At 39.8% G+C, this 13,862-nt stretch carries 11 protein-coding genes and 1 pseudogene; 9 read left to right on the plus strand and 3 right to left on the minus strand.

From position 1 onward, the window contains the following. The first annotated feature begins 143 nt into the window (after positions 1 to 143). The 7 genes from dusA (at position 144) to NDQ71_RS14800 (ending at position 4,916) form a co-directional block, all read left to right on the plus strand. Positions 144 to 1,076, plus strand: coding sequence for a tRNA dihydrouridine(20/20a) synthase DusA (gene dusA, locus NDQ71_RS14770; protein WP_263973437.1), 933 nt, complete (start codon positions 144 to 146; stop codon positions 1,074 to 1,076). Positions 1,077 to 1,312: 236 nt separating this feature from the next. Next, entirely contained in the window at positions 1,313 to 1,981 is a 669-nt protein-coding gene (locus tag NDQ71_RS14775; protein WP_064665392.1) for a PspA/IM30 family protein, read from the plus strand. Between the two features lie 11 nt (positions 1,982 to 1,992). Beyond that, positions 1,993 to 2,196 carry a PspC domain-containing protein gene (locus tag NDQ71_RS14780; protein WP_064665393.1) on the plus strand — a complete coding sequence of 68 codons (204 nt, stop codon included), beginning with the start codon at positions 1,993 to 1,995 and terminating at the stop codon, positions 2,194 to 2,196. 9 nt (positions 2,197 to 2,205) lie between these two features. After that, entirely contained in the window at positions 2,206 to 2,529 is a 324-nt protein-coding gene (locus NDQ71_RS14785) for a hypothetical protein (RefSeq protein WP_064665394.1), read from the plus strand. Positions 2,530 to 2,631: 102 nt separating this feature from the next. Further along, complete coding sequence (locus NDQ71_RS14790) at positions 2,632 to 3,150, plus strand: copper chaperone PCu(A)C (RefSeq protein ID WP_301561771.1); 519 nt, start codon at positions 2,632 to 2,634, stop codon at positions 3,148 to 3,150. Between the two features lie 8 nt (positions 3,151 to 3,158). Further along, on the plus strand, positions 3,159 to 4,151 hold the full coding sequence (locus NDQ71_RS14795; protein ID WP_301561772.1) for a DUF2333 family protein: 993 nt from the start codon (positions 3,159 to 3,161) through the stop codon (positions 4,149 to 4,151). A 3-nt stretch (positions 4,152 to 4,154) separates the two neighbouring features. Continuing rightward, positions 4,155 to 4,916: a TIGR04219 family outer membrane beta-barrel protein gene (locus tag NDQ71_RS14800; RefSeq protein ID WP_064665397.1), complete on the plus strand. Its 762-nt coding sequence runs from the start codon at positions 4,155 to 4,157 to the stop codon at positions 4,914 to 4,916. Positions 4,917 to 4,942: 26 nt separating this feature from the next. On the opposite strand, the gene NDQ71_RS14805 is transcribed toward NDQ71_RS14800, so the two are convergent. Both NDQ71_RS14805 and NDQ71_RS14810 read right to left on the minus strand, forming a co-directional pair. Beyond that, positions 4,943 to 5,830 carry a TIGR03899 family protein gene (locus NDQ71_RS14805; RefSeq protein WP_301561773.1) on the minus strand — a complete coding sequence of 296 codons (888 nt, stop codon included), beginning with the start codon at positions 5,828 to 5,830 and terminating at the stop codon, positions 4,943 to 4,945. Beyond that, positions 5,799 to 6,380: an SRPBCC family protein gene (locus tag NDQ71_RS14810; protein ID WP_301562673.1), complete on the minus strand. Its 582-nt coding sequence runs from the start codon at positions 6,378 to 6,380 to the stop codon at positions 5,799 to 5,801. The genes NDQ71_RS14805 and NDQ71_RS14810 overlap by 32 nt, the downstream gene beginning before the upstream one ends. Positions 6,381 to 6,571: 191 nt before the next feature. On the opposite strand from NDQ71_RS14810, the pseudogene NDQ71_RS14815 reads away from it, so the two are divergent. Continuing rightward, positions 6,572 to 8,766: pseudogene (locus NDQ71_RS14815) on the plus strand (EAL domain-containing protein). A gap of 105 nt (positions 8,767 to 8,871) precedes the next feature. Continuing rightward, positions 8,872 to 11,046 carry a YgiQ family radical SAM protein gene (locus tag NDQ71_RS14820; RefSeq protein WP_301561774.1) on the plus strand — a complete coding sequence of 725 codons (2,175 nt, stop codon included), beginning with the start codon at positions 8,872 to 8,874 and terminating at the stop codon, positions 11,044 to 11,046. A 132-nt stretch (positions 11,047 to 11,178) separates the two neighbouring features. Here NDQ71_RS14820 and NDQ71_RS14825 read toward each other — a convergent pair whose 3' ends face one another. Further along, positions 11,179 to 13,791 carry a LuxR C-terminal-related transcriptional regulator gene (locus NDQ71_RS14825; RefSeq protein WP_301561775.1) on the minus strand — a complete coding sequence of 871 codons (2,613 nt, stop codon included), beginning with the start codon at positions 13,789 to 13,791 and terminating at the stop codon, positions 11,179 to 11,181. Between the last annotated feature and the right edge of the window lie 71 nt (positions 13,792 to 13,862).

A 13,862-nucleotide genomic window follows, 5' to 3' on the forward strand; every position in this document is an offset into this window, starting at 1 on the left:
TGCTTTGGGCTTGTAAGTGGCTCAATGCTTATCATTGAAGCAGCCTAGCTATTTGTGTAAAATGCAGCGCTTTTACGTCGCTACCACCTGTGACTAATTAACCTGAGGATTTTACTTTGAATAGACGTTTTTCTGTGGCCCCCATGCTTGATTGGACAGATCGCCATTGCCGTACTTTTCATCGTAAAATGACTAAGCATGCGGTGCTTTATACCGAAATGGTGACCACTGGAGCGATTCTATTTGGTCGCGGTGATTACCTGCATTTTAACCACCATGAAAATCCTGTTGCCTTACAATTAGGTGGCTCTGATCCGCAAGCGTTGGCACAGTGTGCAAAACTTGCCGAAGAGCGTGGCTACGACGAAGTAAACCTAAATGTTGGTTGCCCATCAGATCGGGTGCAAAATGGTCGCTTCGGTGCCTGTTTAATGGCTGAACCGCAATTGGTTGCTGAATGTGTTGCAGCGATGAAAGCGCAAGTTAATATCCCCGTTACGGTTAAAACGCGTATTGGTATAGACGAACAAGATTCTTATGAGTTTTTATGTGCTCTAATTGAGGCCACTCATAAGGTTGGTTGCGACGATTTTATTATTCATGCCCGTAAAGCTTGGCTCAGTGGTTTAAGTCCGAAAGAAAACCGCGAAGTGCCACCACTTGATTACCCAAGAGTTTATCAATTAAAAAAAGATTACCCGCAACTTGATCTGAGCTTAAATGGTGGCGTTAAAACGATTGCAGATAGTCTTGCGCATTTAGCTCATATCGATGGTGTAATGATAGGTCGAGAAGCTTACAGTAATCCGTTTATTTTAAGCGAAGTTGACGAAAAAATTTATGGGGACAGCCCATTTACACTTTCTCGTCATGATGTGGTGCGCGCTATGTATGATTACATTGAAGATGAAATGCGCCAAGGTGCTAATTTTTGGCATATTGCACGACATATGTTAGGTATTTTTCAAGGTCAACCCGGCGCTCGAGGTTACAGACGTCACCTTTCTGAAAACGGCCATGGCAAACAGGCTGATTTATCAGTGATGGATAAAGCGCTTAGTTTTGTGCCTGAGTAGATAAACAAGTTAGCTAAAAAAGCCACTTTTTAGTGGCTTTTTTTGATCCTAAATAGTGGTTAAAAAATCATTTTTTTAGTCAAATTAACTTAATTACATTCATGTCAAAGTCAGTTTTATTTCTACTTTTAAATCCTATTCTTTTGTTTTTTATCATTTAATTTATTATTTTCATTACTTGGCACAAGTCTTGGAATCTCTTTGTTGTAATCACCCATAATCAACAGGAGAAAACCATGGGCTTAATTAATCGCGTTAATGATCTAATTCAATCAAACCTAGTTGCTGTTTTAGATAAAGCGGAAGATCCAGAAAAATTACTTAACTTATTAATCCACGAAATGCAGCAAGCATTGGATGAGTGCCGCACGACTGCGGCGACTATTCTTTGCGAAGAAAAAGCGTTACAGCGCCAGCAAGCGGATAAAAAAACCTCGATAGCACAATGGCAAGCAAAAGCTGAGATAGCAGTGAGCAAAGGGCGAGATGATTTAGCCACAGCAGCACTTAAAGAAAAACAACGTGTTGCAACAGAATTAGCGGCGATTGAACCAGAGCTGGTTAAATTAACCGATTCATTAGCTAAGTTACGTGATGACGCGCAGCGTTTACAAGACAAACTAACTGCGGCTAAAGCTAAGCAGCAAAGCCTAGCGCAGGTTCACCATGTATTGAATGCACGGGTGCGTGTTAATCAACAATTGAATAGCGATAAAGTCGCGCACGCACTTTCTCGCTTTGATGTCATTGAGCGACGCGTGGAATCAATAGAAGCGCAGGTTGAGGCTTATGATGTAACAGCGAAGCAGCATTCAACTGCAGAGCAAATAGACGCATTAGTAAAAGATGAAGCGTTAGAGAATGAGCTTGCAGAGCTTAAAGCTAAATTGAAACAGACCGCCTAGGAGTAATGACAATGAACACGTATAACCATACTCGTTGGGGTAAAGATCCGTTAAATAAAAAAATATCGGGTGTATGTAGTGGCTTAGCGCGCCGGTTCGATTTTCCTATCTGGGCGACTAGGCTTGCAACGATTGTACTTTTTATCCAGTTTCCTGTCTTTATCGGTGCAGGTTACTTAATTGCTCATTGTTGTTTAGACAATAAAGCGTACTAGGGAAGAGCCATGAAAATTATTGCGTTTTGCTTATTGGTAGTGTTGTGCATAGCATTTAATCCATTTGAGGTGGTGCGATTTGATTCATGGCAATTACCTCTATGGATTGCAGACCTAAGTTGGGTTGGCATTGAGTTATTTGGTGCATTAGTGGCGGTGATCGTGGTTATAGCGGTAATAGCACTGGTCAGCGTTGGCGTGCTTGGAGCGGGTCTTATTGTTGGGGTTGGTGTGATGTTAGCCTTGCTTTTTGGCTCTTTAATGATTGCTTGGCCATTATTACTGATCGTTTGCTTATGCTGGCTTGTTACTGATAATCATAAAGTGGCTTAATTTGAGCCACTGAAATTACCTTCGATATTAATTTAGCTGACTATTTTTTCGCAAATATGCTAAATTTAGCATTTAAAGTGATTAAATATAACAAGGATCGAAATGTCGTTTAAGTCATTACTTACTATGCTCACGCCTGCTATTTTAGCTATGGGTCTTTATTCTTCTGCGTTATTAGCTCATGCAGATCACCAACATGATACGGTTAACGAAATTGTTGTTAACAATGCTCAAATAAGAGACTTTTTACCGGGGAGTAAATCCAGCGCTGGTTATTTAACACTGGTAAACCATGGTGACACAGCTATCGAACTAACCAAGGTAACGGTTGAGAGCTTAGGGCGTGTTGAGATCCATGAACATCAGCATGTTAATGGCATGATGAAAATGCAAAAAGTAGATACGCTACAGATCAAGGCTCATCAACAACTCGATTTTAAGCCAGGTGGTTATCACTTAATGGTATTTGAGCCAAAAGAGCCATTAAAAATAGGGCAAGAACTTAAACTCACGCTATATTTTAGCAATGGCGATCGGGTGTTTACTCAAGCTTCGGTGGTTTCATTAGAAAGCCAAATAGCAGAAACACCACAATCTCAGCAGCATCATACACATCACTAGGAGGTTAAATGTCACAACATAAAGGGAAGATTATTACAGGGCTACTATTAGTCTTTGTTATTTTTTATGCCATATCTGTTTATTGGAGCGTTGAACCTAGCCGCGTAAATGTGATCAATCAAGCGAAACAGGATGCACAAATTCGCGGAGAAAAATTCGTTACCGGTTATACAACCACGTCAGCATTAATCAACGTTGCGACTACCTTATTAAATAAACCCGGAGGTTATTTATCTAACGATATGATGCCGCCAAGCGTGTTGATGGACAATATGCCTGCATGGGAATATGGTGCACTTGAAATGACCCGCGATTTGGCGCTATCAATGCGTAAAGATTTTAGCCGTTCACAGTCACAGTCACAGTCAACTGAACACGAAGCGTTAAAAAAGGCGCAACCGCAATTTAATATCAGCTCAGAAGCATGGGCGTGGCCTAGTGCAGAAAGTGAATATCAAAAAGGTATCGATTATTTAATTGTTTACCGTACGCAAATAGCCGATCAAAACGACCGCGAGAGTCAGTTTTATGCACGGGCTGATAATTTACGTGGGTGGTTAAAAGAAGCTGAAAAACGCTTAGGTAGTTTAAGTCAGCGCTTAAGTGCCAGTGTTGGTCAAGAGCGTTTAAATACAGGTTTAGCTGGTGATAAGGAAGCGCACCAAGCCACCTATGCACCATTACAAAACCAAGTGAAAACCTCTTGGTGGGAAATTGATGATGTTTTTTATGAATCACGTGGTGCAACTTGGGCTTTATTACATTTTTTGCAAGCGGTAGAATATGATTTTGCAGATGTATTAGAGAAAAAGAATGCGCGAGTAAGCTTACAGCAAATTATACGTGAGCTTGAGGCCACGCAAGAAACTGTATGGAGCCCAATTATTCTAAATGGTAATGGCTTTGGTTTTGTTGCGAATCATTCATTAGTAATGGCAAATTATATCTCAAGAGCCAACGCGGCTCTTATTGAACTTAGCGAACTTTTAGCGCAAGGATAAAACATGAAAAAGTACTGTTTAGCTGCCGCCCTTTCGATGGCATGTTTAGCCCCAGCGGCACACGCTGACACTTTATTAGGCTTATATATTGGTGTTGATGGCTGGCAATCTGATAACTCAGGTAGTTTTGCTGATCGAGGCGAAATGCAAAATTTTAATTTTGAAGATGAAACTTTTACTAGCTACTACGCGGCCCTTGAGCATCCAATTCCTCTTGTACCAAATATTAAATTAAAGTACACCGAGCTTGAACTAAATGGCTCAACCTTGTTAGATGAAAGCTTTGTATTTGGTGATACAACGTTTACTACCAATACGCCTGCAACTACGATCACTGACTTATCTCATGTTGATTATATTCTTTACTATGAAATTTTCGATAATGACTTAGTGTCTATCGATTTAGGGGTTAATGCAAAGCAGTTTGATGGCGATATTATCGTAAGTGGTACTTCAAATGGCTTAGCAACGACAGAGACAGTTGATTTTTCAGGCCTTGTGCCGCTAGTTTATGGCCGCGCTGAAGTGGGCTTACCGTTAACGGGTTTAAGCGTATTTTTTGAAGGCAGCTTATTAGCGATTGATGATAGCAAAGTGCAAGACTACCAAGCGGGTATTGCATGGGCTTTACTTGATAACTTAGCAATTGATTTAGATATCAAAGCGGGCTACCGTCAAATGACACTTGAACTTGATGATATTGATGATTTGTACACTGATATTGATGCATCGGGTCCATTTGCAGGCGTACAAATTCACTTCTAATTTGTTTGCTGTTTTGCGTGGCACCGTTATTTAATTGCGTGCCACGTTACTTCAAACTCTTCCTCAAGCGCACTGTTTAATAATTGCTTATAGACCTTATTTATAGGCGTGTTGATTAATTTTCGTAATTCATCACCCGTTTGCGTAAACTTATAATAACTCAGTACTAAATCGTTACTCTTTGGCTTAAGTGCTACTCGTTGAGTTAAAAATGTTAGGTTTATTTCTTGGCCAGCTTTAAGCGCCGCAGATTCAATCTCTTTACGGTAGATAAGGCCAATATCCATCAAGGTCAAAATATCTGGGAAGCTGATCCCTGCCTTGCCTAAATTAAACGACACTTTATTGCCTTTACGAAGCAAATCAAATAACGACGGTTTTTTATAAAATCCTAATAGAATTAGATGACTGTGATCTTTTTCATTATAGCCACACAGGGCGGTGCACTTTTGCAGCGCATCGGCTTCGCGTTGGGTCATTTGTTTAAGTGTTTGAAGGCTTTTAATTGAAAACGTGCCTGGGGATACGGTTTCTCCGGCTAAAATTTTTGCCCACAGTTTTTGCATTGATTCATTGGAAGTATCTTCACACAGCGCAATAAAGCGCTCAACCCAGTCACTGTCGGGTTGGCCATTACTGGTTACATCAGGGCAAAAGTCCATTGCCATAGCCATTATCGCTTCAATATTTTGCTGCTGTTTTACTAAAAGTAATTGCTGGCGATGTTGCGCCCTGGCGAGCGTAGAGTGATTACTATTTACTTGATAAGGTAATTTACTTTGTCCTTGTGGGCCATAGCTATCGTCACTAGCACTGGTAAGGCGAGTTGAGCTGGTTTTACTCATCGAGTAACCAAGCTTAGTTTCAATAATATGAGCGAGATTAATTTTTGCTTGGGCTGTTTGAATCGTCATCAACTTTCTCGCTCTGAGGTATTGTTTGTAGTTGTGCTGCTGTTTTTAAGTTATTAAGCCCAAGTCTTAGGGTGTTTTGTAAGATATATTGACTAAATAGCGCTAAATAGCCCCCTAAGATTGGTGTGGTAACTTCGCCGAATAATGTACATGTTACTAAGCTGCCGCTCGCCTGTGGGGAAAAAGACACTTCGCCGGTAACAATATGCTCTTCATTAAATAAAATATTAAAATTAATTTTAGCGCCACTTATATTAGTAATTGTCATTTCACCAAACCCCCAGCTACTTTGCCAAAACTGATGGGCACCAACGCCTGCGCTTGGCTCTCCAAGGGTGAAAACAATACTTGGATCTACTTTTTGCCAAGGTGACCAGCTAGGCCACTTGGTAAAATCACTGAGCAAGGGAGTTATATTTGATTGCGGAGCATGTATTGTAATGCTTTTTTGAATTTGGTATTGCTGCGGCAATAGCAAGCCAATTACTAAAAGAATCAAAGTAATAAGAAAAATAAACTTAGTAACTCTAGGTAAAATCTTAATGGCTATTCCTTAAATGATAAATTCCACGGTTGTACAACGAGACGTTGAATATCGACTATAATCAGTCAATCAACCTTTCATTAATTATCAACATTAATACTGTATCATAAGCTAAATAGTGATAACTTATTAGTCAATAGTTGAATTGTCTCAATATTAAATGATGGCGCAAAATATAAGAATTTAAAGGATTTGGAATGACGTCAGAACACAATGATTTTTTGTTTTTCAATCATGAGGAAGAGCTGAACGAGGACATTGTGCCAGCAGGTTATTGGGATATTTTAATCGTTGATGACGAGCCAGAAATCCACACCGTAACCGAACTTGCCTTATCAGGCGTTGAATTTTGGGGTAAACACTGCGTTTTCATCATGCTTACTCTGGCGTTGAGGCTATCGAAGTATTAACTAATACTCATAATGTGTCGGTTTTGCTGCTAGATGTCGTCATGGAATCTGATGATGCTGGTTTAAAAGTAGTTAAAGAAGTACGTGATACGTTGCAAAACCATAATGTGCGTATCATTTTACGTACTGGCCAACCAGGTTATGCCCCTGAAGAAAAAGTTATTCGCGAATACGATATTAATGATTATAAAACTAAAACAGAACTTACTCGCAGTAAGTTGGTGACATCACTGGTCACTGCAATTCGCTCCTATGAGCAAGTTTGTCAGCTTGAGTTCCAAAGCAAAGCGTTAAATAATATCTTATTAGCATCAAAAGCTATTTTAGGCTTTACTGATATTAAAGCCTTTACTATGGCAGTGATTAAGCAACTGTCGGTGATTTTAGATTGTGTACCCCGAGGTGTGGTGTGTGGCAGTTTAGATGACAGTAACCTGGTTCGAGTGCTTGGTGGATGTGCTGAGTTTAGTGCTTTTATTGGCCAAGGTGTTGAGCAGTTATATGATGGACGTATTATTCTACAGGTGCAGAATTGTTTTGAATTTGGCGAGCATCAACACACCGAACACGACACCACTTTCTTATTAAAAAGTAAAAATCGCCAAGCCGCTATTTACTTAGAGTATATTAGCCCATCAAGTTTAACCCAACTGCAATTTGCTGAAATATTCTTAACGAATGTCAGTGTGGGGCTAGATAATGTTAGGTTGTTTAATAAGCTCAGAGATGCCGCCTATAAAGATGTGCTAACTGGGCTTGCGAATAGAACCGATTTTATTGAGCAGGTTGAAAAATACCACCGTTTAAATTGTAATGAATACGTATTCGTTTTAATTGATGTCACCCATTTTTCAGATATCAATAATGGTTTGGGGCAGGAAGTAGGTAATTACTTACTTATTGCAATTGTTGAGCGGCTGAAACAAGAATATCCACAGGCTAAATTACTGTCACGCATTGGCGCCGATGTATTTGGTTTTTTAATTGCACGTAGCGAATTTGATTTAAATGAATTACATGAAAATTTAAATCTCCCTTTTAGTGCTGCTGAGCATTTGTTACCGGTTAATTTTAAAATTGGTTTGTGTGAGCAGCAAGACTTTCAAACCAGTGGTATCGAAACGCTTAAACTTGCTTATATCGCACTTAATCAGTCGAAAAAAGGTCAGTTAGGTAATGCTGTTTATTACACACCTGATATGGAAGAGCAAATGGCTTGGCGATTAGGGATCATCCGTCAACTTCGCCAAGATTTTGAAAACAATAAATTAGAAGTGTGGTATCAACCGCAGTTGAAGTTTGATGATTTATCAATTGTGGGTTGTGAAGCGTTACTGCGTTGGCCGTCGGGGAATGGTAATTATATTTCCCCCGCGATTTTTGTGCCCCTAGCTGAAGATGCCGGGTTAATTGTTGCTATTGGTCAGTGGGTGTTAGAGCAGGCCTGCCAACAGCAAAAGCGCTTAGCAGCGCAAGGTGTTGAGATCCGTATTGCAGTGAATGTGTCGGTGCCGCAATTTAAAGTGAAAGGCTACGCCCAACAAGTCAAAGAGACGTTATTAAAATACCAAGTCAAACCACAAAATATTGAGTTAGAAGTTACCGAAAGTGTGGTTATGGATGAGCTGAGCATGGTGATTGATACCTTAAATGAGCTAAAAGCGTTTGGTATTGAAGTGGCTATTGATGACTTTTGCACAGGCTTTTCATCACTCAGTTACTTGCAAAAGTTACCATTAGATAGATTGAAAATCGACCGCGCATTTATTAAAGATCTTCCCGATCACGACAACGGCGCAATTGCTGCGTTAGTGGTTGCGTTGGGTGCTAAGCTTGGCCTAAAAACTATTGCAGAAGGGGTTGAAACACAAGCTCAAGCCGATTTCCTGAAACAATTAGGTTGCGATGAAGTGCAAGGTTTTATGTACGCTAAACCAATGCCAGAAGTTGAGCTTATTCAGTATATTGAAAGTAAAAAATAGCACTATTGTTGCAATATACTCAGTGCAAGCGTAAATAGCTAATATCGCTTATTCATTTATTCGGGTATACTTTGCGACCTTTTTTAAAGCAATTGGTTACTTTTTATGAGCGCACTTAAAGCCAAGCGAGCGTTATTCTCATACCCTAAATATTGGGCTGAGTGTTACGGCACCGCACCATTTTTACCAACTACACGCGAAGAAATGGATGCACTTGGCTGGGATAGCTGCGATATAATCATAATTAGTGGCGATGCGTATGTTGACCACCCTAGTTTTGGTATGGCGGTAATAGGGCGTGTTCTCGAAGCGCAAGGCTTTCGAGTTGGTATTATCGCGCAGCCTGATTGGCAGTCCAAAGATGCCTTTATGGCACTTGGTAAACCTAATTTATTTTTTGGTGTGACCGCTGGTAATATGGACTCGATGATCAACCGTTATACGGCTGAAAAACGAATGCGCCATGATGATGCCTATACCCCAGGTAACATCGGCGGTAAACGCCCAGATCGTGCCGTGATGATTTACTCACAAAAATGTCGCGAAGCCTATAAAGGTGTGCCAATCATTATTGGTGGCATTGAAGCCAGCCTTCGTCGTATTGCCCATTATGATTACTGGCAAGAAAAAGTACGCCGTAGTATTTTATTTGATGCTAAAGCTGACATTCTTATTTACGGTAATGCTGAACGCCCACTGGTGGAAGTTGCGCACCGTATCGCTGCTGGTGAAACTATGGATACCATTCAGGATATCCGTGGTACCGCGGTTATCCGCAAGGAACCCCTGCCTGGCTGGCGTGGTAGTGACTCAACAGCCATTGATAAAATTGGCAAGATCGACCCAATTCCTAATCCGTACGGTGCCGATGACGTAGGTTGTGGCAAAAGCGAATTTAAAAAAGCGGGTATTGATTTACAAGCCGAAGCGGCAAAACCGATTACAATTCAGCCAGCACGCCCAAAGCCATGGGAAAAAACCTACGTCAAGCTCCCTGCGTTTGAGCAAGTCAGTGTAAATAAACCATTGTATGCTCATGCATCGCGTATTTTACACCAAGAAACTAACCCAGGTTGTGCGCGTGCATTGTTCCAACGCCATGGTGACCGTTCTATTTGGGTGAACCCACCTGCTTATCCGCTTGAAACCCATGAAATGGATGCCGTATTTGGCCTGCCGTATCAGCGTATTCCACACCCAAGCTATGGCGATGCGAAGATCCCCGCATACGATATGATCAAAACGTCAGTTAATATCATGCGTGGTTGTTTTGGTGGTTGTTCTTTCTGCTCTATCACTGAGCATGAAGGACGGATCATTCAAAGTCGTTCGCAAGAATCGATAATTGAAGAAATCGAACAAATTCGCGATAAAGTACCTGGTTTTACTGGGGTTATTTCAGACCTTGGTGGGCCAACTGCAAACATGTATAAACTGCGTTGTAAGAGCAAAAAAGCAGAGAGTACCTGCCGTCGTTTATCGTGTGTATATCCAGATATTTGTAAACACATGGACACCGACCATACGCCAACAATCGAGCTGTATAAAAAGGCGCGTGAAGTAAAAGGGGTGAAAAAAATCCTGATAGCCTCAGGCGTACGTTATGATTTAGCGGTACAAGATCCTCGTTACGTTAAAGAATTAGTAACCCACCATGTTGGTGGTTATTTAAAGATTGCGCCTGAGCATACCGAAGACGGGCCATTATCGAAAATGATGAAACCAGGCATGGGCGCGTACGACCAATTTAAAGAGTTATTTGATAAGTACTCAAAAGAAGCAGGTAAAAAGCAATATTTGATCCCGTACTTTATCTCGGCGCATCCAGGTACTAAAGACGAAGACATGGTAAATATGGCGTTGTGGTTAAAGTCGAACGATTTTAAACTTGATCAAGTACAAAATTTTTATCCATCACCGATGGCCAATGCCACCACGATTTATCACACAGGGATGAACTCGCTGCGTAATATTAAAAATAATACTGAGCAAGTACCGGTACCAAAAGGCGCACGCCAACGTCGTCTACATAAAGCGATATTGCGTTATCACGATCCTGCAGGTTGGCCGATGATCCGTGAAGCACTGCGCAATATGGGGAAAGCCAAGTTGATTGGTAAAGGGCCAAACTGCTTAGTGCCAGAGGAAACGCGTGACGAAAAATCACTTAAAGCAGGCAAGGGCGGGCGTCCAGCACTGAGTCGTCATACCGGTTTTAGCCAGTTTAAAAAGGCCAATACTAAGCCAAGAGTGGGTGGTAATCGTCAACGTGCTAGGTAAACGAGCCGTTACATTGTATTTAGCACGTCATTGTATGGCGTGATTGACTGATTCTACGAGCGGCTAATCGATAAGGATAGGTTTGCCGCTTTCAGCTTTTTTACTATTGTGGATTTCTCGTTTTGGCCACTCTTAACCTTTAATATTAGAAGTTAAAAAGAAAATCGTAGCTTCATTCCTGCTTTTCACATTTATTTTTACAAACAGGTTTTTCAAATGAAATTTTACTGTGTTTTCAGATATCCCAAGCTCTGAACTTATTTCCTTATTACTCTTACTTTTCATAAGTAATGGGATTAATTGCTGCTCTCTATGAGATAACCCTAATTGTGATAAACCAGTTTCAGTGGTTGTTTTGATCTCATTAAGTAATTCTTCAACTAATGCTGCGGATTTAGCATTCAAAGGGGCTGCATTTTGAGATTTGAGTTTTGATAGAAGGGATTCTATACCGTCGGGTAAATCATAGAAAAGTTGTTTTGAATGCAGCTTTGAAGCCGCTTGTATTGCCGCTGTTGCTAGTTTGAAGGCAGGTTCATATTCACCTAGTGAGTAGAGGGACAGTGCAGATATCAGCTTTGCTTTAATTATATAGATTTTTTGATCGCTATTTTCACATAGGCTTAATAACTCACAAGTATGCAGCTGCACTTTCCTTGAGTTATTCTTACGAAGAAAATAAAGTGCCATCAGATAATGGTATTCTTCCTTAGCACCCCATATTAAATTTGACGCAGCCCACATTTCGTTCGTAAGGAGCCTTTTATGTATTTTTTCGAATCTGTGATCTTGTGAAAAAGAATAAGCAACCTTTAAAGCTAACACATCCAAAAGCACTTGAAGACGATCCAACTTCCTATCCGATGCTATGCTTTTTCCTTGTTCTATATAGCTTAAGCTTGCTGGTAAATCTTTATGTGAAATAGACAGGTTTACAGCTAATTTAAAGACTACGGCGTAAATATCATACCAGCAGTCTCTTTGAAACAACGCCGATATTCCTTTTTTTAACATGGTGTGAGCTAATTCAACATTACCTAGTTGATACTCTATTTCAGCAGTTAAGCAGGTTGCCATTGATTGCAAACCATTATCTAACCCAAGATGTTTTTCTGCTAACTCATTGGCATTATTGAATAATTCATGAGCTTGGCTGAGTGAACCTCTATACGCTAAACTTTGTCCATAGTGTAAAGTAATATAATTCACACCAATCCAGCAATTTGCTAGTCTCATTTCTCTAATACATATTATTGATTTTTTTTCAGCTTCAGCAAAGTTTGAAGTTTGATTTAATACCAGTGCCTCTATAGCTAGAATAATGCCTCGGCCAAGGTGATCATAGTTATCTAAAGTTAACAAAGCATCTGCTAATTTTTGAAAAATACCATTTTCAGTAATGTTATCTAAATATACTTCTACGAGAAGCCCAACAATAAGTAGATCTCGATTAATTTTCTGATTGCTTTGTATTGTCAGGCTTTGCTCTTTATGCATTTGTTGAGTAATTAACAACTGCTCTTTAGCAGCAAGTACTTTTCCCATTTTAAGGAAAAAATAGCATCTTAGTAGGCCAAGAGATTCAAAATTGATAAAATCAGCTTCGTTGAAATGGCTTAAAACAGATTCTACAAAGCCAATACCTTTAGTTAGAATTAACTCCCAACCTCCGCCCTGTTTTATAAGATCAATAGCTGAACTTTTATCATTCGCCCGAACGTATTGGCAAATACTGTCGCTAAGGTATTTTTCCTGGGCAAACCATTGTGCTGCACGATGGCGAAGTTGACGCACTGCTATTTGTCCGTGGATAGAGGTAAAGGTCTGCTGTAAAAAATCAGAAAAAAGTTGCTGATACCTTACCGATAAACCTTCACTATCAAGCGAAAAAATTAGTGACTCATAAGGTGTTAAAGTCGAGATTATTTCGAAACCATTATTAATTTCACAAACAAAATTAGCTAACTCAATACTAAAACTATCTAGGAAAGACGTTTTCAATAAAAAGTTTTGTGTTTCCTCGTCAAATTTCTGAAATACTTGTTCGCGTAAATAATTAGAAAGAGTATCTAGGTTGTTTGAGAGTGTTTTTGTTGGCGTCGTGTTAGGGTTTTGAATATACCATAATCTAGAAAATTGAATCGCGACAGGCCACCCATCAGTTTGCTCGTAAAGTAACTTTATTTGCTCTTTTGAAAGTAACTCTTCAAGCAGGTCATTTGTTTCTGCTAAGGAAAACCTTAACTTTTCAGCATCTAAATAAAAATGCAGCCCCTGCGAGTATAAATAGTTAGTGTCGATGTTCGGTTGTATTCTACTTGAAATGACCAAATGCAGATTTTCAAGATTACATAACAGTAAGCGGTCTAAAAATGATGAAATCGTTTTATTAGAGATAAAATGAAAGTCATCAAAAAATATATAGATTTGCTGTGGGCTATTTTCAATTAACCTCAAGATAGCCTCTGTAAGCTCTCTTTGATCCGCATTTGCCGAACTGTTGTTAGCTCTTGTAATTAGCGTATCGTCAGCAACCCCTATAGTCACTAATGCCTGACAAATTAAACTGAGAAATTGATTAGCTTCATTATCCGCCGAATCTAAGGAAATCCATACCGCTTTATTTTGCTCAGAATTTTGCACTTGATTGAAAAGTAGAGACATTAAAGTGGATTTGCCAAACCCCGCGGGGCTGACAATTGTAATTAGTGGACTTGTAATATTGTCTTTTAACTTTTCTAACAAGTAGGTTCTATTTGTTAGCGTAACCCTTTGTATTGGGTGCCTAAACTTATGTTTGAAAACTATCATATTTT

This window comes from Pseudoalteromonas sp. KG3, from assembly GCF_030436385.1.
Lineage (GTDB): Bacteria > Pseudomonadota > Gammaproteobacteria > Enterobacterales > Alteromonadaceae > Pseudoalteromonas > Pseudoalteromonas prydzensis.